The sequence below is a fragment of the Pseudomonas sp. NMS19W genome, from assembly GCF_051554255.1.
Taxonomy (GTDB): domain Bacteria; phylum Pseudomonadota; class Gammaproteobacteria; order Pseudomonadales; family Pseudomonadaceae; genus Aquipseudomonas; species Aquipseudomonas kribbensis.
Genome location: NZ_CP136718.1, coordinates 5186935 through 5209340, shown reverse-complemented (window position 1 = coordinate 5209340; position 22406 = coordinate 5186935). Strand labels below are relative to the sequence as shown.

Annotated in this window: 23 protein-coding genes and 1 other RNA gene; 18 read left to right on the top strand and 6 right to left on the bottom strand. The window is 59.7% G+C overall.

Features of this window, described 5'->3' with window-relative positions:
• Positions 1 to 8 precede the first annotated feature (8 nt).
• Positions 9 to 1103: a cell division protein ZapE gene (gene zapE / locus R1A29_RS23820; RefSeq protein WP_085606932.1), complete on the top strand. Its 1095-nt coding sequence runs from the start codon at positions 9 to 11 to the stop codon at positions 1101 to 1103.
• A gap of 62 nt (positions 1104 to 1165) precedes the next feature.
• Here zapE and R1A29_RS23815 read toward each other — a convergent pair whose 3' ends face one another.
• Positions 1166 to 2062: a GlxA family transcriptional regulator gene (locus R1A29_RS23815; RefSeq protein ID WP_170931599.1), complete on the bottom strand. Its 897-nt coding sequence runs from the start codon at positions 2060 to 2062 to the stop codon at positions 1166 to 1168.
• 245 nt (positions 2063 to 2307) lie between these two features.
• Between R1A29_RS23815 and R1A29_RS23810 the strand changes: the two genes are divergently transcribed.
• Entirely contained in the window at positions 2308 to 3444 is a 1137-nt protein-coding gene (locus R1A29_RS23810) for an acyl-CoA dehydrogenase family protein (RefSeq protein ID WP_438299752.1), read from the top strand.
• 49 nt (positions 3445 to 3493) lie between these two features.
• Here the strand turns inward: R1A29_RS23810 and R1A29_RS23805 are convergent, their stop codons facing one another.
• Positions 3494 to 4534, bottom strand: a complete 1041-nt coding sequence (locus tag R1A29_RS23805) for an NADP(H)-dependent aldo-keto reductase (RefSeq protein WP_085709340.1) — start codon at positions 4532 to 4534, stop codon at positions 3494 to 3496.
• 244 nt (positions 4535 to 4778) lie between these two features.
• Here R1A29_RS23805 and rplM point away from each other — a divergent pair, with 244 nt between their 5' ends.
• The 7 genes from rplM to R1A29_RS23770 all read left to right on the top strand — a co-directional run bounded on the left by rplM (position 4779) and on the right by R1A29_RS23770 (position 9666).
• Positions 4779 to 5207: a 50S ribosomal protein L13 gene (gene rplM, locus R1A29_RS23800; protein WP_007928449.1), complete on the top strand. Its 429-nt coding sequence runs from the start codon at positions 4779 to 4781 to the stop codon at positions 5205 to 5207.
• A 14-nt stretch (positions 5208 to 5221) separates the two neighbouring features.
• Complete coding sequence (gene rpsI / locus R1A29_RS23795; RefSeq protein ID WP_007961615.1) at positions 5222 to 5614, top strand: 30S ribosomal protein S9; 393 nt, start codon at positions 5222 to 5224, stop codon at positions 5612 to 5614.
• Between the two features lie 269 nt (positions 5615 to 5883).
• Positions 5884 to 6477: a ubiquinol-cytochrome c reductase iron-sulfur subunit gene (gene petA, locus R1A29_RS23790; RefSeq protein WP_003228055.1), complete on the top strand. Its 594-nt coding sequence runs from the start codon at positions 5884 to 5886 to the stop codon at positions 6475 to 6477.
• Positions 6477 to 7688 carry a cytochrome b gene (locus tag R1A29_RS23785; RefSeq protein ID WP_414872581.1) on the top strand — a complete coding sequence of 404 codons (1212 nt, stop codon included), beginning with the start codon at positions 6477 to 6479 and terminating at the stop codon, positions 7686 to 7688. Before petA ends, R1A29_RS23785 begins: the two co-directional genes overlap by 1 nt.
• Positions 7688 to 8470 carry a cytochrome c1 gene (locus tag R1A29_RS23780; protein WP_064383969.1) on the top strand — a complete coding sequence of 261 codons (783 nt, stop codon included), beginning with the start codon at positions 7688 to 7690 and terminating at the stop codon, positions 8468 to 8470. The genes R1A29_RS23785 and R1A29_RS23780 overlap by 1 nt, the downstream gene beginning before the upstream one ends.
• A 148-nt stretch (positions 8471 to 8618) precedes the next feature.
• The gene (locus R1A29_RS23775) at positions 8619 to 9236 is read left to right on the top strand and encodes a glutathione S-transferase N-terminal domain-containing protein (RefSeq protein ID WP_085709342.1); all 618 of its coding nucleotides are present in this window, start codon (positions 8619 to 8621) and stop codon (positions 9234 to 9236) included.
• A gap of 16 nt (positions 9237 to 9252) precedes the next feature.
• Positions 9253 to 9666 (top strand): ClpXP protease specificity-enhancing factor, encoded by a 414-nt coding sequence (locus R1A29_RS23770; RefSeq protein WP_065261496.1) that lies wholly within the window; start codon positions 9253 to 9255, stop codon positions 9664 to 9666.
• 49 nt (positions 9667 to 9715) lie between these two features.
• Here the strand turns inward: R1A29_RS23770 and R1A29_RS23765 are convergent, their stop codons facing one another.
• The 4 genes from R1A29_RS23765 to R1A29_RS23750 form a co-directional block, all read right to left on the bottom strand.
• Positions 9716 to 10294 carry a BON domain-containing protein gene (locus tag R1A29_RS23765; protein ID WP_438299751.1) on the bottom strand — a complete coding sequence of 193 codons (579 nt, stop codon included), beginning with the start codon at positions 10292 to 10294 and terminating at the stop codon, positions 9716 to 9718.
• Entirely contained in the window at positions 10291 to 10884 is a 594-nt protein-coding gene (locus tag R1A29_RS23760) for a phosphoheptose isomerase (RefSeq protein WP_007928463.1), read from the bottom strand. The genes R1A29_RS23765 and R1A29_RS23760 overlap by 4 nt, the downstream gene beginning before the upstream one ends.
• A gap of 102 nt (positions 10885 to 10986) precedes the next feature.
• Positions 10987 to 11349 (bottom strand): YraN family protein, encoded by a 363-nt coding sequence (locus R1A29_RS23755; protein ID WP_179693784.1) that lies wholly within the window; start codon positions 11347 to 11349, stop codon positions 10987 to 10989.
• Complete coding sequence (locus R1A29_RS23750) at positions 11349 to 13160, bottom strand: penicillin-binding protein activator (protein WP_438299750.1); 1812 nt, start codon at positions 13158 to 13160, stop codon at positions 11349 to 11351. Before R1A29_RS23750 ends, R1A29_RS23755 begins: the two co-directional genes overlap by 1 nt.
• A gap of 177 nt (positions 13161 to 13337) precedes the next feature.
• Here R1A29_RS23750 and rsmI point away from each other — a divergent pair, with 177 nt between their 5' ends.
• The 9 genes from rsmI (at position 13338) to mraY (ending at position 22404) form a co-directional block, all read left to right on the top strand.
• Positions 13338 to 14243, top strand: a complete 906-nt coding sequence (gene rsmI, locus R1A29_RS23745) for a 16S rRNA (cytidine(1402)-2'-O)-methyltransferase (RefSeq protein WP_119427680.1) — start codon at positions 13338 to 13340, stop codon at positions 14241 to 14243.
• Positions 14244 to 14316: 73 nt separating this feature from the next.
• An RNA gene (gene rnpB / locus R1A29_RS23740) (RNase P RNA component class A) lies at positions 14317 to 14667 on the top strand.
• A gap of 403 nt (positions 14668 to 15070) precedes the next feature.
• Positions 15071 to 15526, top strand: a complete 456-nt coding sequence (gene mraZ / locus R1A29_RS23735; RefSeq protein WP_003205355.1) for a division/cell wall cluster transcriptional repressor MraZ — start codon at positions 15071 to 15073, stop codon at positions 15524 to 15526.
• Complete coding sequence (rsmH, locus tag R1A29_RS23730; protein ID WP_408985885.1) at positions 15523 to 16470, top strand: 16S rRNA (cytosine(1402)-N(4))-methyltransferase RsmH; 948 nt, start codon at positions 15523 to 15525, stop codon at positions 16468 to 16470. The genes mraZ and rsmH overlap by 4 nt, the downstream gene beginning before the upstream one ends.
• Positions 16467 to 16760 (top strand): cell division protein FtsL, encoded by a 294-nt coding sequence (gene ftsL / locus R1A29_RS23725; RefSeq protein ID WP_007956777.1) that lies wholly within the window; start codon positions 16467 to 16469, stop codon positions 16758 to 16760. Before rsmH ends, ftsL begins: the two co-directional genes overlap by 4 nt.
• On the top strand, positions 16760 to 18499 hold the full coding sequence (locus R1A29_RS23720) for a peptidoglycan D,D-transpeptidase FtsI family protein (protein WP_170929662.1): 1740 nt from the start codon (positions 16760 to 16762) through the stop codon (positions 18497 to 18499). The genes ftsL and R1A29_RS23720 overlap by 1 nt, the downstream gene beginning before the upstream one ends.
• Complete coding sequence (locus R1A29_RS23715) at positions 18499 to 19962, top strand: UDP-N-acetylmuramoyl-L-alanyl-D-glutamate--2,6-diaminopimelate ligase (RefSeq protein ID WP_248739347.1); 1464 nt, start codon at positions 18499 to 18501, stop codon at positions 19960 to 19962. The genes R1A29_RS23720 and R1A29_RS23715 overlap by 1 nt, the downstream gene beginning before the upstream one ends.
• A complete protein-coding gene (locus R1A29_RS23710) occupies positions 19955 to 21322 on the top strand; it encodes a UDP-N-acetylmuramoyl-tripeptide--D-alanyl-D-alanine ligase (protein WP_438299749.1) in 1368 nt (455 codons plus the stop codon). The genes R1A29_RS23715 and R1A29_RS23710 overlap by 8 nt, the downstream gene beginning before the upstream one ends.
• Positions 21322 to 22404 (top strand): phospho-N-acetylmuramoyl-pentapeptide-transferase, encoded by a 1083-nt coding sequence (gene mraY / locus R1A29_RS23705; protein ID WP_015096766.1) that lies wholly within the window; start codon positions 21322 to 21324, stop codon positions 22402 to 22404. The genes R1A29_RS23710 and mraY overlap by 1 nt, the downstream gene beginning before the upstream one ends.
• Positions 22405 to 22406: the final 2 nt, after the last annotated feature.

The following is a 22406-nucleotide window of genomic DNA, read 5'->3' as shown; positions in this document are numbered from 1 at the left end:
AACGAATTATGACGCCCCTAGAACGATATCAAGCTGATCTGAAACGCCCGGACTTCTTCCATGATGCGGCGCAGGAAACTGCCGTGCGTCACTTGCAACGCCTGTACGATGATCTGATCGCGGCCGAGCAGAACAAGCCGGGTTTGCTGGGCAAGCTGTTTGGCAAAAAGGATCAGACGCCGGTCAAGGGCCTGTACTTCTGGGGCGGCGTGGGTCGCGGCAAGACGTACCTGGTGGACACCTTCTTCGAAGCCCTGCCATTCAAGGAAAAGACCCGTACCCACTTCCACCGCTTCATGAAGCGCGTGCACGAAGAGATGAAAACCCTCGGCGGCGAGAAAAACCCGCTGACCATCATCGCCAAGCGTTTTGCGACTGAATCGCGGGTCATCTGCTTCGATGAATTCTTCGTTTCCGACATCACCGACGCCATGATCCTCGGCACGTTGATGGAAGAACTGTTCAAGAACGGCGTAACCCTGGTCGCCACCTCGAACATCGTCCCCGACGGTCTGTACAAGGATGGCCTGCAACGCGCGCGCTTCCTGCCGGCCATCGCGCTGATCAAACAGAACACCGAAATCGTCAACGTCGACAGCGGCGTCGATTACCGTCTGCGTCACCTTGAGCAGGCAGAGCTGTTCCACTTCCCGCTCGACGAAGCCGCTCACGAAAGCCTGCGCAAGAGTTTCCGTGCGCTGACGCCGGAATGCACGGCTGCCGTGGAAAACGATGTGCTGATCATCGAGAACCGCGAAATCCGCGCCCTGCGTACTTGCGATGACGTGGCGTGGTTCGACTTCCGCGAACTGTGCGACGGCCCGCGTAGCCAGAACGACTACATCGAACTGGGCAAGATTTTCCACGCCGTGCTGCTCAGTGGTGTGGAGCAGATGAGCGTCACCACTGACGACATCGCCCGTCGCTTCATCAACATGGTCGACGAGTTCTACGACCGCAACGTCAAGCTGATCATTTCTGCCGAAGTCGAGTTGAAAGACCTGTACACCGGCGGGCGCCTGACGTTCGAGTTCCAGCGGACCCTCAGCCGTCTGCTGGAGATGCAATCCCACGAATTCCTGTCCCGGGCACACAAGCCTTAAGCGGATTCGGCAAACAAAAAGGGCCTGCAGATGCAGGCCCTTTTTTGTGTCTGGTCGAATTGTCAGGCCGCTTGCTGGAACTGCTGTCGATACTGGTTCGGCGACAGTTCGGTGTGCTGGCGGAACAGGCGTGCGAAAAAGCTCGCATCGTCGTAGCCGACTTCGTAGCTGATGGTCTTGATGCTTTTGCGGCTGCCGGAGAGCAAGCCTTTGGCGGTCTCGATGCGCAGCCGTTGCAGATAGTGCAGCGGCTTGTCGCCGGTGGCGGTCTGGAAGCGGCGCATGAAGTTGCGGATGCTCATGCCGTGCTCGCGGGCCACGTCCTCGAAGCGGAACTTGTCGGCGAAATGCTCTTCGAGCCAGTGCTGGATCTGCAGGATGATCACGTCCTGGTGCAGCTTCTGCCCGCCGAAACCGATGCGCCCTGGTGAGTAACTGCGCTGCACTTCATAAAGAATGTCGCGGGCCACGGCTTGCGCCACATTGGCACCGCAGAAGCGTTCGATCAGATAGATATAGAGGTCGCAGGCCGAGGTGGTGCCGCCGGCGCAGTACAGGTTGTCGGCGTCGGTCAGGTGCTTGTCCTGATTGAGATAGACCTTGGGGAAGCGCTCGGCGAAGGCATTGAAGAAGCGCCAGTAGGTGGTCGCTTCCTTACCGTTGAGCAGGCCGGCCTCGGCCAGCCAGAACACCCCGGTGGCCTCGCCGCAGAGCACGGCGCCACGGGCGTGCTGTTCACGCAGCCATGGCAGCACCTGTGGATAACGTTGACAGAGCGTGTCGAAGTCATCCCAGAAGGCCGGGAGGATGATGACGTCGGCGTTTTCCAGGCCGCCGTCCACCGGCATGACCACGTCACTGAAACTGTTCACCGGTTTGCCGTCGGGGCTGACCAGGCGGGTTTCGAACGCCGGAGTCAGGCCGTGGCCCAGTTGTTTGCCGTAACGCAGGCTGGCCAGATGGAAGAAATCCTTGGCTTGCATGAGGGTGGAAGCGAAAACCCGGTCGATCGCCAGGATGCTGACGCGCCGCAAGGGCGTGGAGGCTTGCTTGGACATAATTCAACTTTTGTTTTTATAAGGGAAAGTGGTCACCAGACGGCTGGATCGTCTTATTTTTTGTCGGATGTGTCCAGTGTCCTGTAACGGGTGTGCGGCTTAGTCTCTGAAGGTCTGATCCCTCCAACAAGAACGAAAGGTGACGCATGATTCCCAGAACCCTGTTCAGCTCCGAGCACGAATTGTTCCGCGACAGCGTGCGGACTTTCCTTGAGAAAGAGGCGGTGCCGTTCCATGGACAATGGGAAAAACAAGGCTACATCGACCGTAAACTCTGGAACAAGGCAGGGGAGGCGGGGATGCTCTGCTCGCATCTGCCTGAGGAATACGGCGGGCTGGGGGCGGACTTCCTGTACAGCGCCGTAGTGATTGAAGAAGTAGGCCGACTGGGTCTGACCGGCATCGGTTTCTCGCTGCATTCGGACATTGTTGCGCCGTACATCCTGCATTACGGCAGCGAGGCGCTGAAGCAGAAATACCTGCCGAAACTGGTGTCCGGCGAGATGGTCAGCGCCATCGCCATGACCGAGCCGGGTGCCGGTTCCGACCTGCAAGGTGTCAAGACCACGGCGGTGCTGGATGGCGACGAATATGTGACCAACGGCTCGAAGACTTTCATCACCAACGGTTTTCTGGCTGATCTGGTGATCGTCGTGGCCAAGACCGATCCGAAGGCGGGTGCGAAGGGCACCAGTCTGTTTCTGGTAGAGGCGAACACGCCGGGCTTCGACAAGGGCAAGCGCCTGGAGAAGGTCGGAATGAAGGCTCAGGACACGTCGGAATTGTTCTTCCAGGACGTGCGAGTGCCGAAGGAAAACCTGTTGGGCCAGGCCGGCGCCGGGTTTGCCTATCTGATGCAGGAACTGCCGCAGGAGCGTCTGACGGTGGCGATTGGCGGGTTGGCTTCAGCCGAGGCGGCACTGCAATGGACGCTGGATTACACCCGTGACCGCAAGGCGTTCGGCAAGGCGATCGCCGACTTCCAGAACACCCGCTTCAAACTGGCGGAAATGGCCACCGAGATTCAGATCGGCCGCGTGTTCGTCGATCGTTGTCTGGAACTGCATCTTCAGGGCAAGCTGGATGTGCCGACGGCGGCAATGGCCAAATACTGGGGCACCGACCTGCAATGCAAGGTGCTCGACGAGTGCGTGCAGTTGCATGGCGGCTACGGCTTCATGTGGGAGTACCCGGTGGCCCGGGCGTGGGCGGATGCGCGGGTGCAGCGGATCTATGCCGGCACCAACGAAATCATGAAAGAGATTATTGCGCGGTCGCTATGACCCGGGCGCTCCCACGCTTGTGCGTGGGAGCGCGGCTTTTAGTGCCGGTTCAAGGTGCCGGGTTCGGATGATCCTTGTGAATCGCTTCAATCCCTTCAAGCACTTCGTCTGAAAGATTCAGATAGAAACTGGCAATGTTGCTGTCCAGTTGCTCCAGCGTCGTCGCCCCGATGATGTTGCTGGTGACGAACGGTTGCTGATTGACGAAGGCCAGCGCCATTTGCGCCGGATCCAGGCCATGTTCCCGGGCGAGTGCCACGTAACGGCTGCACGCTGCTTCCGATTGCGCGTTGAAATAGCGGCTGAAGCGGCTGTAGAGGCTCAGACGACCTTTTGGCGGACGGGCGCCACCTTCGTACTTGCCCGACAGGAAGCCGAATGCCAGCGGCGAATAGGCGAGCAGGCCGCACTGTTCGCGAATGGCGATTTCCGCCAGGCCGACTTCGAAGCTGCGGTTGAGCAGGTTGTACGGGTTCTGGATCGATACCGCACGCGGCCAGCCACGGGCTTCGGCCAGGGCCAGAAAGCGCATGGTGCCCCACGGGGTTTCATTGGACAGACCGATGTGGCGGATCTTGCCGGCCTTCACTTGCTCATCGAGCGCTTCGAGGGTGTCTTCGAGCGGGGTGAGGTTGGCTTCGATCTTGTGTTTGTAGCCCAGCTGTCCGAAAAAGTTGGTGCTGCGCTCCGGCCAGTGCAGTTGATACAGGTCGATGTAGTCGGTCTGCAGGCGCTTGAGGCTGGCGTCCACGGCTTCGGTGATGTGCTGGCGGTTGTGGCGCAGGTTTTTGTCGCGGATGTAATCGATGGTGTTGCCGGGGCCGGCGATCTTGCTGGCGAGGATCCAGTCGGCGCGGTCGCCGCGGCTCTTGAAATAATTGCCGATATAGCGCTCGGTGGTGGCATAGGTTTCGGCTTTCGGCGGCACCGGGTACATCTCGGCGGTGTCGATGAAATTGATCCCGGCGCCCTTGGCCCGCTCGATCTGGGCGAAGGCTTCAGCTTCAGTGTTTTGCTCGCCCCAGGTCATGGTGCCGAGGCAGATTGCACTCACGTTCAGGTCGGTACGGCCTAGCTGGCGATAGTCCATCGGGTGCTCCTTGGGCAAAACAAGCATAAAAGCAGGTTGAAATTTTTTTCGCAATCTGCATAATTGCCGACCTCTTTCTGCAGTGGAAGTGATGCCCCGCCGCCGAAGAATCTTGCCGTTGAACGGACGCGCCGACCCGAGCCCCCGAAAGCGTCTGTATCCGGCTGCCTTTGACTTGTCAAAGTACGCACTATTCAGTAAGATCCGCCGTCTTATTTACAGGCGGCCCCTGAGGCTATAAAGAATGAAAACTTTTACTGCTAAACCGGAAACAGTAAAGCGCGACTGGTTTGTCGTCGACGCTGCTGGTCAGACCCTGGGTCGTCTGGCCACCGAAATCGCGAGCCGTCTGCGTGGCAAGCACAAGCCTGAGTACACTCCTCACGTTGACACCGGCGACTACATCGTCGTGATCAACGCCGAGCAAGTTCGTGTAACCGGTGCTAAAACCACTGACAAAATGTACTACTCCCACTCCGGTTTCCCGGGCGGTATCAAGTCGATCAACTTTGAAAAACTGATCGCCAAGGCCCCTGAGCGCGTGATCGAGACCGCGGTTAAAGGCATGCTGCCTAAGAACCCGCTGGGTCGCGACATGTACCGTAAGCTGAAAGTCTATGCGGGCGCTGCACACCCTCATACTGCTCAGCAGCCCCAAGAACTGAAGATTTAACGGAATAGTTCATTATGTCGGCGACTCAAAATTACGGCACTGGCCGTCGCAAGACCGCAACCGCACGCGTTTTCCTGCGTCCGGGCACTGGTAACATCTCCATCAACAACCGTTCGCTGGATTCGTTCTTCGGCCGCGAAACTGCCCGCATGGTAGTTCGTCAGCCGCTGGAACTGACCGAGACTGTCGAGAAATTCGACATCTACGTCACCGTGATCGGCGGTGGTGTAAGTGGTCAGGCTGGCGCAATCCGCCACGGTATCACTCGCGCTCTGATGGACTACGACGAAACCCTGCGTAGCGCTCTGCGCAAAGCTGGCTTCGTTACCCGCGACGCCCGTGAAGTTGAACGTAAGAAAGTTGGTCTGCGTAAAGCGCGTAAGCGTCCGCAGTACTCGAAGCGTTAATTCCGCTTCCACGTTCAAAAAGAACGCCCGATTCCTCACGGAACCGGGCGTTTTTTTATGCGTGCGATTTCTCGAATAATTGCGCTGTGACAACTTGCCACATTCGTAGACCCCCTATACTACAAGGCTTGAGGGCCAGCCCTCCGGGTAATTACCTTGTCAGAATTGGGGGTTTTCATTACCATTCGGCAAAATTTTTATAAGTACATTGTTTCATATTTAGTAGATGCCTGATTTAACAGGCCACAAAGCTGATGGGAGAGGACTGAATGAGCAATGACGGCGTGAATGCAGGCCGGCGTCGCTTCTTGGTAGCGGCCACATCCGTGGTGGGTGCTGCAGGAGCGGTGGGGGCTGCGGTCCCGTTCGTGGGGTCATGGTTTCCCAGTGCCAAGGCGAAGGCTGCCGGCGCACCGGTGAAAGTGAATGTCAGCAAGATCGAGCCCGGACAGCAGATGATTGCTGAATGGCGCGGCCAGCCGGTATTCATTGTTCGCCGTACTGCGGAAATCCTGGGGAATCTCAAGAAGATCGAGGGCCAGCTCTCCGATCCGACCTCCAAAAACTCCACGCAACCCACCTATGTCGACCCTGAAGTGCGTTCGATCAAGCCGGAAATCCTGCTGCTGATCGGGATCTGCACTCACCTGGGTTGCTCACCGACCTTCCGTCCCGAAGTGGCACCCGCGGATCTGGGCAAAGACTGGGTAGGCGGCTATTTCTGCCCTTGCCACGGTTCCCACTACGATCTGGCTGGCCGCGTCTACAAGTCGCAACCTGCGCCTTTGAACCTGCCAGTACCCCCGCATTCCTATGAGACCGATGACCTGATTGTCATTGGCGTCGATACGGAGAAAGCGTGATGAGCAAGTTCATGGATTGGGTTGATGCGCGCTTCCCCGCCACCAAAATGTGGGAAGACCATCTCAGCAAGTATTACGCACCAAAAAACTTTAACTTCTTCTACTTCTTCGGCTCGCTTGCACTGCTCGTTCTGGTCAATCAGATCGTCACCGGTGTCTGGCTGACCATGAGCTACACCCCGTCGGCGGAAGAGGCGTTCGCCTCCGTCGAATACATCATGCGCGACGTCGAGTACGGCTCGATCCTGCGTTTGCTCCACTCCACCGGCGCTTCGGCGTTCTTCATCGTGGTCTATCTGCACATGTTCCGTGGCCTGCTCTACGGTTCGTACCAGAAACCACGTGAACTGGTGTGGGTGTTCGGCATGCTGATCTACCTGGCGCTGATGGCCGAGGCCTTCATGGGTTACCTGCTGCCTTGGGGTCAGATGTCCTATTGGGGCGCCCAGGTGATCATCTCGCTGTTCGGCGCGATTCCGGTCATCGGCAACGACCTGACCCAGTGGATTCGTGGTGACTACCTGATTTCCGGAATCACCCTGAACCGCTTCTTCGCCCTGCACGTAGTGGCCCTGCCGATCGTGATTCTCGGTCTGGTGGTGTTGCACATCCTGGCGTTGCACGAAGTCGGTTCGAACAACCCGGACGGCGTGGACATCAAGAAGCACAAGGACGAAAACGGTGTCCCGCTGGATGGCATCGCTTTCCACCCGTACTACACCGTGAAAGACATCGTCGGTGTGGTGGTCTTCCTGTTCATCTTCTGCTTCATCGTGTTCTTCTTCCCGGAAATGGGCGGCTACTTCCTCGAAAAACCAAACTTCGAGCAAGCCAACCCGTTCAAGACGCCAGAGCACATTGCGCCGGTCTGGTACTTCACGCCGTTCTACGCGATCTTGCGTGCGATCCCGGACAAACTCATGGGCGTTATCGCCATGGGTGCTTCGATTGCCTTGCTGTTCGTGCTGCCATGGCTTGATCGTAGCCCGGTCAAATCGATGCGATACAAGGGTTGGATGAGCAAAATCTGGCTGGTGGTGTTCTGCATTTCCTTCGTGATCCTTGGCATTCTGGGTGTTCTGGCCCCGACGCCGGAACGCACGCTGGTGTCGCAGATCTGCACCTTCCTGTACTTCGCCTACTTCATTCTGATGCCGTTCTACACCAGGCTCGAGAAGACCAAACCGGTTCCGGAAAGGGTGACTGGCTGATGAAAAAGTTATTTTTTGCTCTGATTTTTGCTGCCCTGCCAGTGCTGTCCTTTGCAGCGGAACACGGTGGTCCGGAACTGGAAAAAGTCGACATCGACGTTTCCGACAAGGCCGCTCTGCAGGATGGCGCGCGTACCTTCGCCAACTATTGCATGGGCTGCCACAGTGCCAAGTTCCAGCGTTACGAGCGTGTTGCCGATGACCTCGGTGTTCCGCACGAAATGATGCTGGAGAAACTGGTGTTCACCGGTGCCAAGATCGGCGATCACATGAACATCGGCATGCAACCGGCCGACGCCAAGACCTGGTTCGGTGCAGCTCCGCCGGACCTGACCCTGGTGGCCCGTGTTCGTGGCACCGACTGGCTGTATGGTTATCTGCGTTCGTTCTATGAAGATCCGGCGCGTCCATGGGGCGTGAACAACAAGGTCTTCCCGAACGTCGGCATGCCCAACGTGCTGGTTGGCCTGCAAGGTCGCCAGGTCGTGGGGTGCAAACAGGTGCAGATCGTCGAGGATGGCAAGAAGCAGTACGATCCGCTGACCGGTACGCCTCTGACTCATGAAGCCTGCGATCAACTGACCATCGTGCCGAAAACCGGCACCCTGAACGAAGAGCAGTTCGATGAGAAGGTCAAGAATCTGGTAACCTTCCTGGCTTACTCGGCTAACCCGGTTAAGCTGCAACATCAGCGCATCGGTACTTACGTCTTGCTGTACCTGGCGTTCTTCTTTGTGTTCGCCTACCTGCTCAAGCGTGAATACTGGAAAGACGTGCACTGATAACGCTTCAAGCAATTGCTGTTAATCGCGCGCGCCCAAGGGCGCCTCTGAAAACGCAAGACCTGGTCAGCCAGGTACTGCGGGAGGCGCCCTCTGGGCGCGCGCGTTTTTCCGGCTCCGACTATTTCAACAAGCGAGGAGGATCGCCATGGGCGTGACCAATCGGTTGGCCTGTTACTCCGACCCCGCCGACCACTATTCCCACCGAGTGCGCATCGTGCTTGCAGAGAAGGGTGTCAGCGCCGAAATCATTTTTGTGGAGGCTGGTCGTCAGCCGCCTAAACTGATTGAGGTGAACCCTTACGGGAGTCTCCCGACGTTGGTCGATCGTGACCTGGCGTTGTGGGAGTCGACCGTGGTGATGGAATATCTGGATGAGCGTTACCCGCATCCGCCATTGATGCCTGTGTACCCGGTGGCGCGTGCCAACAGTCGTCTGTTGATGCATCGCATCCAGCGTGACTGGTGTGGTCTGGTGGATCTGATTCTGGATTCGCGCACCAAGGAAGCTGCGCGTGTCGTGGCGCGCAAGGAGTTGCGTGAAAGCCTGACGGGCGTGTCGCCGCTGTTCGCCGACAAGCCGTTTTTCCTCAGTGAGGAACAAAGTCTGGTGGATTGCTGCCTATTGCCAATACTCTGGCGTTTGCCGATTCTGGGTATAGAACTGCCGCGGCCGGCCAAGCCGCTGCTTGATTATATGGAGCGTCAATTTGCGCGTGAGGCTTTCCAGGCGAGTCTGTCTGGTGTCGAACGCGACATGCGCTAAGGCTTAAGGAGCCGCTATGAACTCCAGTCGACCTTATCTGGTCCGCGCGCTCTACGAGTGGATTGTGGATAACGATTGCACCCCGCACATGCTGGTCAATTCCGAGTACCCGGCAGTGCAGGTACCACAGGGTTTTGCCAGTGACGGGCAAATCGTCCTGAATATTTCACCGAGTGCCGTGCGCCATTTGCACATGGACAACGACGTGGTGACCTTCGAAGGTCGCTTCGGTGGTGTTCCGCACAGCCTGTACGTGCCGATTGCTGCGATTCTGGGCATCTACGCCCGGGAGAACGGTCAGGGCATGGTGTTCGATCTGGAGTCGCCGATGGATGACGAAGACGAGATCGAGCAGGATGACGATATTCCGCCACCGGACAGCGAGCCGCCGCGCCCAAGCGGTCGGCCAAGCCTGAAAGTGGTGAAGTAAAAAAAGGCGATCCAACCGGATCGCCTTTTTTGTTCCTGCGTTTTGCGGCTCAGTCGATGTACTCGAACAGTTTCACGATCTTCTGCACGCCGGACACACCCTGGACCAGATTGGTGGCCTGGGCTGCTTCCTGCTTGGTCAGCAGGCCGAGCAGGTAGACGATGCCGTTCTCGGTCACGACTTTGATGCGCGAGCCGGGGATGCTGGCGTCGGTGAGCATCTGGGTTTTGATCTTGGTCGTCAGCCAGGAGTCGTTCTGGCGGGCGAGGAAGCTCGAAGGCGCAATGACTTGCAACTCGTTGTGCACCTTCTTCACGCGTTGCACGTTGGCGGCAGCCTGCTCGGCCTTGGCCTTGAGGTCTTCGCGCGGAGTCTGTCCTGCCAGCAGTACGACGCCGTTGAAACTGGTCACGACGATGTGCGAGTCGTTGTCCAGGGCCGGATCGGCTTTGGCCACGTTGACGCCGACTTTGGTTTCGATCAATGAATCGTCAATCTTGCTGCCGAAGGTGCGGGTGCCGCGATCGTCTTCGATCGGTGCTTCGCGGCTGGCATTCACCACGGAGGTGCAGCCAGTAATGCCGAGGCACAGGGTCAAGGCCAGAAGGCCAAGGCGATTAGGGGTCATTCTTCACTCCCGAACAGTTGGCTGTCGATCAGATCACAAAGGCAATGGATCGCCAGCAAGTGGACTTCCTGAATACGTGCGGTGACGTTGGCCGGTACGCGAATCTCGACGTCCTCGGGCAGCAGCAGTGACGCCATGCCGCCGCCATCACGTCCGGTCAAAGCTACGACAATCATTTCGCGATCATGTGCGGCCTGGATCGCCTGAATAATATTCGCCGAGTTACCGCTGGTCGAAATCGCCAGCAACACATCGCCTGGCTGACCGAGTGCACGGATCTGCTTGGAGAACACTTCGTTGTAGCTGTAATCGTTGGCGATCGAGGTGATGGTCGAGCTGTCGGTGGTCAGGGCGATGGCCGGCAGGCTCGGGCGCTCGCGCTCGAAACGGTTGAGCAGTTCCGAGGAAAAGTGCTGGGCATCGCCGGCCGAGCCGCCGTTGCCGCACGAGAGCATTTTCCCTTCGTTGAGCAGGGCGTTGACCATTACCTGGCTGGCTTGCTCGATGTGCGGTGCAAGTACGTCCATCGCCTGTTGCTTGGTGTCGATACTGGCCTGAAAAAGCTGGCGAATTCGGGATTGCATGTCCATCTGTGTGACCTTAATTAGCGCGGCTGTCCGGCACGTGAATGTGCAGCCCGCAAAGCAAAGAGCAAAAGTGTTGAGTGAAAATGTCCAGGTCGGCGCAGGCGCTCAACTGTCGAACGCATTCTGCAACCAGTTCAGCTGACCCTGGTGGCTGTCGATGGCCACCACGTCGAAGCGGCAGGGGGAATTGGCCCAACGCGACTCGCGCTGAAGAAAATACTGTGCGGCGAAAATCAGTTTCTGCCGTTTGCGCCCGTCGATACTGTCGAGCGCTCCACCCCATTGAGTGTTCTTTCGGTAACGTACTTCGACGAATACTACTGTATCGCCATCAAGCATGACCAGATCAAGCTCGCCGCGTTTACATGACCAGTTCTGCGCCAGCAGGCGCAGACCTTGGTGTTGCAGATGCTCGAGCGCCTGGCGCTCGGCATCCTTGCCGCTTTGCAAGTGTGACCTGTCGGGCATCAGCGTGGGGTGTCCGGCAGACGCTGGATCTGGCCGCTGACAAACTGGGCCCATGGCAGCTGACGTACGACGCGTTGGCTCTGGGTCATGCCCAGGCTGCCCGACAGACCTTCGATGCGGCTGTCCGGCAGGGTTTTCAGCTGGCTAAGGCGTGGGGCCAGACGGTAGGCATCGGCGCCCATTGCATACAAGCGACCAAGACTGCCGGAGGCTTGTGGCCATTGTGCGGTGACCTGTTTGCGCAGTGGATCGTTGGCATCCAGCAGCCACGGGGTTTCGCAGAAGCGCACACCGTTCATGTCGTTGTACTGGTTGACGTCGCCGCTGGCGCTGAACACGTGGGAAGTGGCGTAGACCGGAACGTCACCGGCGTACTGGAAGTTCAGGGTCGGTTTGATCTGCTGCGCCTGCTGCGGAGTTGCGGCGAGGAAAATGAACTCGATGTCCTGGCGACGCGAAGGCTGGGCGGCGACGTTGGTGCCGGCAGCATTCTGCAGGCTCTTGGCGCGGGCCTCGCTCTGGCGCAACTGGAACATGTCGGCGATCTGCTGGGCCAGTTGCACAGGCTGATCGACGCGCTCGGTGGCGACAATGCTGCCGCCGTTGGCTTGCCAGTCCTGGCTGAATGCGCGCAGGACGCGGTCGCCCCATTCGCCTTTCGGCACCATGATTGCGGCGCGGTGCAGGCCGTCGGCACGGGCGCGGCGGGACACTTCGCGGGCTTCGTCTTCAGCGGCGAGGCCGAACTGGAACAGTTGCGCCGGGCCTTGGTCGCCTTCGCTGTAGTTCAGCGCGAGAGTGGTGATCGGCAGTTGCGGGCGGGTGCTCAGCTGTTTGACCAGTGGCTTTTCCAGAGGCCCGACAACCAGTTGCACGCCGTCGGCCTGGGCCTTGCGGTAGAACTCGTCCATGTTGGTCAGGTGCGAGCTGTCGTAGAACACGATGGCTGGTGGCTTCTGGCCGGCTTGCTGGGCCTGGTAGTGCGCAGCCATGAAGCCGTCACGCAGGGCCTTGCCGACCGAGGCCAACTGGCCATCCTGTGGCAGCAGCAGGGCGATCTTGCTCAGAGGCTGGCTGGCCAGCTCCTTGAGTTTGGTCAGAGGCAGCGGCAGGTTGATCGCGGCCGGGTGTTTCGGGTGCTGCGAGCGCCAGTCGTCGATGGCAGCCTGTTGCTGCTCCAGGGTGCCGGCGGTTTTCACGGCCAGGGCCAGGCTCATCCAGCCTGCGAGGTCGTCGGTCCCGTTGGGTTGCAGTTGATCGGTCGGCAGCGACGCAATCAGGGTCCAGATCGCTTCGTGGTTCTTGCTGGCGGCTTCGCCTTCCAGCATCGGCGCGATGAAGATGCGCTCGCGAGCGGCAGCCAGTGTCTGGCCGTCGGCTTCAAGGGCGCGGGCGTGAACGGTGCCGGCGCGAACCTGCAGCGGAATCGACATTTCGCTCAGGCGCTGCAGGCTTGGATGGTTCAAGGCTGCGAGCGCGGCTTTTGGCTGGTTGCGGGTCATCGCCAGCTCGGCAGACAAAGTGCTGGCGAATGCCTGCTGGCCTGGCTGGAGTTGGTCCATCGGCACTTGTTGCAGGATTTGCGCGGACTGTCCGGCATTGCCTTGACGGTAAGCCATGTCCGCCGCACTCAGGCGCAGCAGCGCAGCCTTGTCCGGCGATTTGGCCTGGGCGGCCTGTTCGAGCAGTTGCTCGATGCTGGCATCCGGAGTCCGTGGAAGTTCGCCAAGGCTGGAGGAAGGGGAGCTGGCGCAGGCCGCCAGCAAGGCAGCGAGGCAGAGGGCAGTGAACAGCCGCAGGCAAGCGATCATGTAAGTGTTCCTGATACTCGATCAAATTAGCGTCGAATTGTACCCAAGCGCTGGCCGGGGCGCGATGTTACTGGTGTGAAACCGTCAATTTAGCTGATGTAAATGTTGCGCGACCGCACAATGGTGCGACAAACCGTGTCTGCCGCGAGCGCATCGCCGGGCGCGTGACGCGCTACAATGGCGGCTTTTACCGATCATGAGGTGTGCGCTTTGACTGCTCCAGGTGCTTTGAATTCCGCTGCGGGCTCGCTTTATGTGGTGGCGACGCCCATCGGCAACCTGGATGACATCAGCGCCCGGGCGTTGAAGATTCTGCGCGAAGTGGCGCTGATTGCCGCCGAAGACACGCGCCATTCCCAGCGTCTGATGCAGCACTTTGGCATCTCCACGCCGCTGGCGGCCTGTCATGAACACAACGAGCGTGATGAGGGCAGTCGTTTTATCACTCGTTTGTTGGCTGGCGACAATGTGGCACTGATTTCCGATGCCGGTACGCCGCTGATATCTGATCCGGGTTACCACTTGGTGCGTCAGGCGCGTGCCGCCGGAATCAATGTGGTGCCAGTGCCGGGGGCGTGCGCGTTGATTGCTGCGTTGTCGGCGGCCGGTCTGCCATCCGACCGTTTCATCTTCGAAGGTTTTCTGCCGGCCAAGGCTGTTGGTCGCAAGGCGCGTCTGGAAGCCATCAAGGAAGAGCCGCGCACGCTGATTTTCTACGAGGCGCCACATCGTATTCTCGAGTGCTTGCAAGATATGGAAGCCGTGTTCGGCGCTGATCGCCCGGCCTTGCTCGCCCGTGAAATCACCAAGACCTTTGAAACGCTCAAGGGCCTGCCACTGGCCGAGTTGCGGGCATTCGTCGAGGCGGACAGCAATCAGCAACGCGGCGAGTGTGTTGTTGTGGTGGCTGGCTGGACTGCGCCGGAGTCCGAAGACGCCGTCAGCAGCGAGGCGATGCGCATCCTTAATCTGCTGCTGGAAGAGATGCCGCTCAAGCGTGCTGCAGCTTTGGCAGCGCAAATCACCGGTGAGCGCAAAAACGTGCTGTATCAGGTGGCGCTGGATCAGCAAAAAGACGCGTAACCCGTCGCGCAGACCGGTTTGCGGGCTATTAGCGCTTGTTCTTCGGGCGCTCTGCCGTTAACCTGCGCGGCGGAGAGTCGATCGGACAGTCGCTGCCCTCTATGAAAATTAGGGGGAGGAAAGTCCGGGCTCCATAGGGCGAAGTGCCAGGTAATGCCTGGGAGGCGTGAGCCTACGGAAAGTGCCACAGAAAATAACCGCCTAAGCGCTTCGGCGCCGGTAAGGGTGAAAAGGTGCGGTAAGAGCGCACCGCACGTCTGGCAACAGTTCGTGGCTAGGTAAACCCCACTTGGAGCAAGACCAAATAGGGTCCCAAGGCGTGGCCCGCGCTGGGACCGGGTAGGTTGCTAAAGATGTCCAGTGATGGCCATCGTAGACGAATGACTGTTCAAGACAGAACCCGGCTTACAGATCGACTCTCCACCTTTTTCTTTTCCCTGCTTGAATTAAAGGCGACAGGGCTGTTTATTATCAGCAGGCCTGCTCTGGAAGTCCGGCAGCGGCAACCGCAGTAATAGCCATTTCCCACCTTGCTTCAATCAACAGCAGAAGCGCTTTTGTAATACCGAAAAAATCTTACTCTTAACAAATTACTTTAACTTTCGAGCGCAGCTTTCAGTGCTGCATCAAGTTATTGGATAAAAGCACCCGCCGGATTCTCGTTGCTCCTCCTTTTATGCTCCTAAATCTCCGTTCTGTAAGGGTTTTCCTTTGATCCGCGCCTTGACGGTGTGGTGGGCGCATTCCTATAGTGTGCGCAAGTGGCGGAAAGTGGCATGAAGTGGGTTTTTTGAGCTCAAAACGATAAAAATTGGAGAAACGCAGACGTGTTTCGCGGAGCTAACGCTATCAGTCTCGACGCAAAGGGCCGTCTCGCCATGCCGAGCCGGTACCGTGACGAGCTCGTTTCGCGTAGTTCCGGCCAATTGATCGTGACCATTGATGCCGTTGATCCGTGCCTGTGTGTCTACCCGCTCGATGAGTGGGAAATTATTGAAACCAAGTTGCGCGCGCTTCCTTCGCTCCGCGAAGAGAACCGTCGTCTGCAACGTTTATTGATTGGTAACGCCGTCGACCTCGAACTCGACGGCAGTGGTCGTTTTCTGGTGCCGCCGCGCCTGCGCGAATACGCAAAGCTGGACAAGCGCGCGATGCTGGTCGGCCAACTGAACAAGTTCCAACTGTGGGACGAAGATGCCTGGAACGCGGTTTCTGCCGCTGACCTGGCTGCCATACAACAACCGGGCGCCATGCCTGATGAACTGCGTGATCTGATCCTGTGACTATTGATAGCGGCTTTAACCACATCACCGTACTGCTTGACGAAGCCGTCGAGGCTCTCGCCGTACGTCCTGATGGCTGCTATCTGGACGGTACGTTCGGACGCGGCGGGCACAGCCGGTTGATCCTCAGCAAGCTCGGGCCTGATGGCCGGCTCATCGGATTCGACAAAGATCCACAAGCGATTGCCACCGGGCAAACGCTAGCGGCCGAAGACGGCCGCTTTGTCGTTGTGCAGCGCAGCTTTGCCGAGCTTGGCTCGGTGGTTGCCGAACGTGGTCTGGCCGGCAAGGTCAGCGGCATTCTGCTCGACCTCGGCGTGTCTTCGCCGCAGCTCGATGACGCCGAGCGTGGCTTCAGTTTCCTCAACGACGGGCCGCTGGACATGCGCATGGACCCGTCCCGTGGCATCAGCGCAGCCGAATTCGTCAACACCGCGCCGGTGGAAGAAATCGCCCGGGTGTTCAAGGAATACGGTGAAGAGCGTTTCTCCGGTCGCATGGCCCGTGCCGTGGCCGAGCGCCGCGACATCACGCCGTTCGAACGCACCGCCGATCTGGCCGAAGTGCTGAAAGTCGCCAATCCGGCGTGGGAAAAGGGCAAGAACCCGGCCACCCGTGCATTCCAGGGCCTGCGCATTCACGTCAACAACGAACTGGGTGATCTGGAAGCTGGCCTTGAAGCCGCGCTCGAATGCCTGGAAGTGGGTGGTCGCCTGGTCGTGATCAGCTTCCACTCGCTGGAAGACCGCATCGTCAAACTGTTCATGCGCAAGCTGGTGAAAGGCGAAGCCGACAACCTGCCGCGCAACCTGCCGGTTCGCCACGTTGCGTTCGAACCGAAAATCAAGATCCATGGCAAAGCGCAGACGGCCTCCGACGCCGAACTCAAAGCCAACCCACGTTCCCGTAGCGCCGTCATGCGCGTCGCGGAGAAGTTGCGGTGAGCAAGCTTTTCGCCAAGCCACTGCCTGGCGGCAGCTTTTTCATGCTGCTGCTGTTCATCGGCGTGCTCGTGTCGGCCATCGGCGTGTCCTATAGCGCCCACTGGAACCGGCAATTGCTCAATACCCTTTATAACGAACTCAGCGTGCGCGACAAGGCGCAGGCCGAGTGGGGGCGTCTGATCCTGGAACAAAGCACCTGGACCGCCCACAGCCGGATCGAAGTGCTGGCCACCGAACAACTGAAAATGCACATCCCCGGCGCAGCTGACGTGAAGATGGTGGCGCCATGATGAAACTCGAAGGGGCACTCTTCCCGTGGCGCTTCCGTCTGGTCGTCGGTCTGCTCGGCGTGATGGTGGCCGCGATCTGCTGGCGGATCATCGACCTGCAGGTTATCGACCGTGACTTCCTCAAGGGTCAGGGCGATGCGCGCAGCGTTCGTCACATTCCGATCCCGGCACACCGTGGCCTGATCACTGACCGCAATGGCGAGCCTCTGGCCGTGAGTACGCCGGTGACTACGCTGTGGGCCAACGCCAAGGAAATGCAACTGGCCAAGGAAAAGTGGCCGGCGCTCGCCGCTGCTCTGGGCCAGGATCCGAAAGCCCTGGCCGAGCGCCTCGAAGCCCAGGCCAACAAAGAATTCATTTATCTGGTGCGCGGGCTGACCCCCGAGCAGGGCCAGGCTGTGCTCGATCTGAAAGTGCCGGGCGTCTACGGCATCGAAGAATTCCGCCGGTTCTATCCGGCCGGTGAAGTCACCGCGCACATGGTCGGGTTCACCGACATCGATGACCACGGTCGTGAAGGCGTCGAACTGGCCTACGACGAGTGGCTGGCCGGCGTACCCGGCAAGCGGCAGGTCATCAAGGATCGGCGCGGTCGGCTGATCAAGGATGTCCAGGTCACCAAGAACGCCAAGGCCGGCAAGCCCTTGGCGTTGTCCATTGACCTGCGTCTGCAATACCTGGCCAACCGCGAGCTGCGTAACGCGATCATCGAGAACGGCGCCAAGGCCGGCAGTCTGGTGATCATGGACGTGAAGACCGGCGAGATCCTCGCCATGGTCAACCAGCCGACCTACAACCCGAACAACCGTCGCAACCTGCAACCGGCGATGATGCGTAACCGCGCGATGATCGACGTGTTCGAGCCGGGTTCGACCATGAAAGCGATCTCGATGAGCGCCGCGATCGAAACCGGCCGCTGGAAACCGAGCGACACCGTCGAGGTGTATCCGGGCTCCCTGCAGATCGGCAAATACACGATCAAGGACGTATCGAAGACCGAAGGCCCGGTGCTCGATCTGACCGGCATTCTGATCAATTCCAGTAACGTCGGCATGAGTAAGGTCGCGTTCGACATCGGCGGCGAAACCATTTTCCGTCTGGCACAGAAAGTCGGCCTCGGCCAGGATACCGGCCTCGGTTTCCCGGGCGAACGTGTCGGCAACCTGCCGAACTACCGTGAGTGGCGCAAGGCTGAAACCGCAACCCTGTCCTACGGCTACGGTGTTTCGGTGACCGCGATCCAGTTGGTGCACGCGTTCTCGGCACTGGCCAACAACGGTCGTCTCGCACCGCTGACCCTGATCAAAACCGACAAGGCGCCGCAGACCACCCAGGTGCTGCCGGAAGCCGTGGCGAAAACCATGCAGGGCATGTTGCAACAGGTGATCGAAGCTCCGCGTGGCGTATTCCGTGCACAGGTTCCCGCCTATCACGTGGCCGGCAAGTCGGGTACGGCGCGCAAGACCTCGGTGGGCACCAAGGGCTATGCCGAAAACTCCTATCGCTCGCTGTTCGCCGGTTTCGGCCCGATGAGCGATCCGCGTTATGCCATCGTCGTGGTGATCGATGAACCGACCAAGGCCGGTTATTTCGGTGGTCTGGTTTCGGCACCGGTGTTCAGCCGTGTGATGTCCGGCACTCTGCGTCTGATGAACATCACCCCGGACAACCTGCCGAATACCCAGCAAGCCAATGCCACCCCGGCTGTTCCGCTGAAAGCCAATGGAGGGCGCGGCTGATGTCTCTTAGTCTGAACAAGATATTCCCCCACGCCGGCCACGATCTGTTGATCCGTGAACTGGCGCTCGACAGCCGCAACGTGCGCGCGGGCGACCTGTTCCTCGCAGTGCCGGGTGGCAAGTTCGATGGTCGTGCCCACATTGCCGACGCACTGGCTCGTGGCGCCGCAGCAGTTGCTTATGAAGTGGAAGGCGCCACCGTGCTGCCGATCACTGATGTGCCGCTGATTCCGGTCAAAGGTCTGGCTGCGCAGCTGTCGGATATCGCCGGTCGTTTTTACGGTGAGCCGAGTCATCACCTGAATCTGGTGGGCGTGACCGGTACCAACGGCAAGACCAGCGTGACCCAATTGGTCGCACAGGCTCTGGACCTGCTCGGCCAGCATTGCGGCATCGTCGGGACCCTCGGCTCCGGTTTCCATGGCTCGCTGCAAAGTGGCCTGCACACCACGCCGAATCCGATTGCCATGCAAGCGACCCTGGGCGACCTGAAAAAGGCTGGCGCCAAAGCCGTGGCCATGGAAGTTTCGTCCCACGGCCTGGATCAGGGCCGGGTCACCGCACTGGCGTTCGACGTCGCGGTGATGACCAACCTGTCCCGCGATCACCTCGATTACCACGGCACCATGGAAGCCTACGCCGAAGCGAAGGCCAAGCTGTTTGCCTGGAATGACTTGAAGTGCCGCGTGGTCAATCTGGATGACGATTTCGGCCGGCAACTGGCCGCCGAAAAACGTGAGTCGCGCCTGATCACCTATAGCCTGCTCGACAGCAGCGCCTATCTGTATGTCCGCGAAGCACAGTTCGACGACCATGGTGTGCGCGCCACGCTGGTCACGCCCCAGGGCGAACATCATCTGCGCAGCACATTGCTGGGCCGTTTCAACCTGAGCAACGTACTGGCCGCCGTTGGCGCCTTGCTGGGTCTGGACTACGCCCTCGACGAAATCCTCAAGGTGCTGCCGAAGCTCGAAGGCCCGGCCGGACGCATGCAGCGTCTCGGTGGCGGCACCCAGCCGCTGGTGGTGGTCGATTACGCCCACACGCCGGATGCCCTGGAAAAAGTTCTGACTGCGTTGCGTCCACACGTCAAAGGCCAGTTGCTGTGCCTGTTCGGTTGTGGCGGTGATCGCGATCGCGGCAAGCGCCCGTTGATGGCCGAAGTGGTCGAGCGTCTGGCCGACCGCGTGCTGGTCACCGATGACAATCCGCGTACCGAAGATCCAGCGGTGATTTTCGATGACATCCGCGCCGGTTTCACGGCTGTGGATAACGTCACATTCGTGGCCGGTCGCGGCCAGGCCATCGCACAGCTGATCGCCAGTGCCTCGGCGGATGACGTGGTGGTCCTGGCCGGCAAAGGTCACGAGGACTATCAGGAAATCAACGGCGAGCGCCACGCGTTCTCTGATCTGGTCGAGGCCGATCATGCCCTGACCGCGTGGGAGGTGGCCCATGCTTAAGGTCCTGAAACTCAGCGAACTGACCAACGCACTCGACGCGCGGCTGATCAGCGCGGACGCCAGCTTCGACGGCGTGAGCATCGACAGCCGCGCCATCAAGGCCGGCCAACTGTTTATTGCCCTGACCGGTCCGCGTTTCGACGGTCATGACTATCTGAATGAAGTCGCCGCCAAAGGCGCCGTTGCGGCATTGGTCGAGCGCGAAGTCGCCGACAGCACGCTGCCGCAACTGCTGGTCAAGGATACCCGTCAGGCTCTCGGTCAACTGGGTGCGCTGAATCGTGCCGGGTTCACCAAACCGGTCGCGGCCGTGACCGGCTCCAGCGGCAAGACCACGGTCAAGGAAATGCTCGCGAGCATCCTGCGTACGCGCGGCTCGGTGCACGCGACCCGTGGCAACCTGAACAACGACCTCGGCGTGCCACTGACCCTGCTCGAACTTGCCCCGGAACACAGCGCGGCGGTAATCGAACTGGGTGCCTCGCGTCTGGGTGAAATCGCCTACACCGTGGGGCTGACCAAACCGCACGTGGCAATCCTCAACAACGCCGGCACCGCTCACGTTGGCGAGTTCGGCGGGCCGGAGAAAATCGTCGAAGCCAAGGGCGAAATCATCGAAGGGCTGGCGGCCGATGGCATTGCCGTGCTGAATCTCGATGACAAGGCGTTCGGTATCTGGAAGACCCGCGCTGCCGGCCGCAAGGTGCTGACCTTCGCCCTGAGCAACACGCAGGCGGATTTCCACGCCAGCGACCTGGCCACCGATGCCCGTGGCTGCCCGGCGTTCAACCTGCACAGTCCTGAAGGTGTGGAACGGGTTCAACTGAACCTGCTCGGCACCCATAACGTCGCCAATGCCCTGGCCGCCGCCGCTGCCGCTCACGCCCTGGGCGTGTCGCTGTTCGGCATCGCCACCGGGCTTGGCGCGGTACAACCGGTCAAGGGTCGCACCGTCGCGCACCTGGCGAAAAACGGCATGCGCGTGATCGATGACACTTACAACGCGAACCCCACCTCCATGTGCGCGGCCGTTGATATACTCGCCGGCTTTTCCGGCCGCACCGTCCTGGTGCTCGGGGATATCGGCGAGTTGGGCGACTGGGCGGAGCAGGGGCACCGCGACGTGGGCGAATACGCCCGGGGCAAGGTTTCCGCGCTTTACGCCGTCGGGCCGAACATGGTCCACGCCGTGAACGCATTCGGCCAAGAGGCGCATCACTTCGGCACACAGGCCGAACTGATCCAGGCCCTCGGTGCCGAGCAGGACAAAAACACCACCATTTTGATCAAGGGTTCGCGCAGCGCAGCGATGGAAAACATCGTTGCGGCCCTGTGCGGGTCCAGTCTGGAGAAACATTAATGCTGCTGCTGCTGGCGGAGTATCTGCAACAGTTCTACAAAGGCTTCGCGGTCTTCCAGTACCTGACCCTGCGCGGGATCCTCGGTGTGCTGACCGCGCTGGTCCTGTCGCTGTGCTACGGCCCGTGGATGATCCGCACCCTGCAGAACCGTCAGATCGGTCAATCGGTTCGTAACGATGGTCCGCAATCGCACCTGTCCAAATCCGGTACGCCGACCATGGGTGGCGCACTGATCCTGTCGTCCATCGGTGTCAGCACCCTGTTGTGGGCTGACCTGAGCAACCGTTACGTGTGGGTCGTGCTGCTGGTGACCCTGCTGTTCGGCGCCATCGGCTGGGTCGACGACTACCGCAAAGTGATCGAGAAGAACTCCCGTGGTCTGCCAAGTCGCTGGAAATATTTCTGGCAGTCGGTGTTCGGCCTCGGCGCCGCGATCTTCCTTTATATGACTGCGGCCACGCCGGTGGAAACCACCCTGATCCTGCCGATGCTCAAGGACTACAGCATTCCGCTGGGCGCCGGCTTCATCGTGCTGACCTACTTCGTGATCGTCGGCTCGAGCAACGCGGTCAACCTGACCGACGGCCTCGACGGTCTGGCGATCATGCCGACGGTGATGGTCGGCGGTGGCCTGGGCATCTTCTGCTACCTGTCGGGTAACGTGAAATTCGCTGAATACCTGCTGATCCCGTACGTACCGGGCGCGGGCGAGCTGATCGTGTTCTGCGGCGCGCTGATCGGTGCCGGCCTGGGCTTCCTGTGGTTCAACACCTATCCGGCACAAGTCTTCATGGGTGACGTCGGCGCACTGGCGCTGGGCGCAGCCCTGGGCACCATCGCGGTGATCGTCCGTCAGGAAATCGTCCTGTTCATCATGGGCGGCGTGTTCGTGATGGAAACCCTGTCAGTCGTCATTCAGGTGGCTTCCTTTAAGCTGACCGGTCGCCGTGTGTTCCGCATGGCTCCGATACACCACCACTTTGAACTCAAGGGCTGGCCCGAGCCGCGCGTGATCGTCCGTTTCTGGATCATCACCGTGATTCTCGTGCTGATCGGCCTTGCCACCCTGAAGCTGAGGTAGAA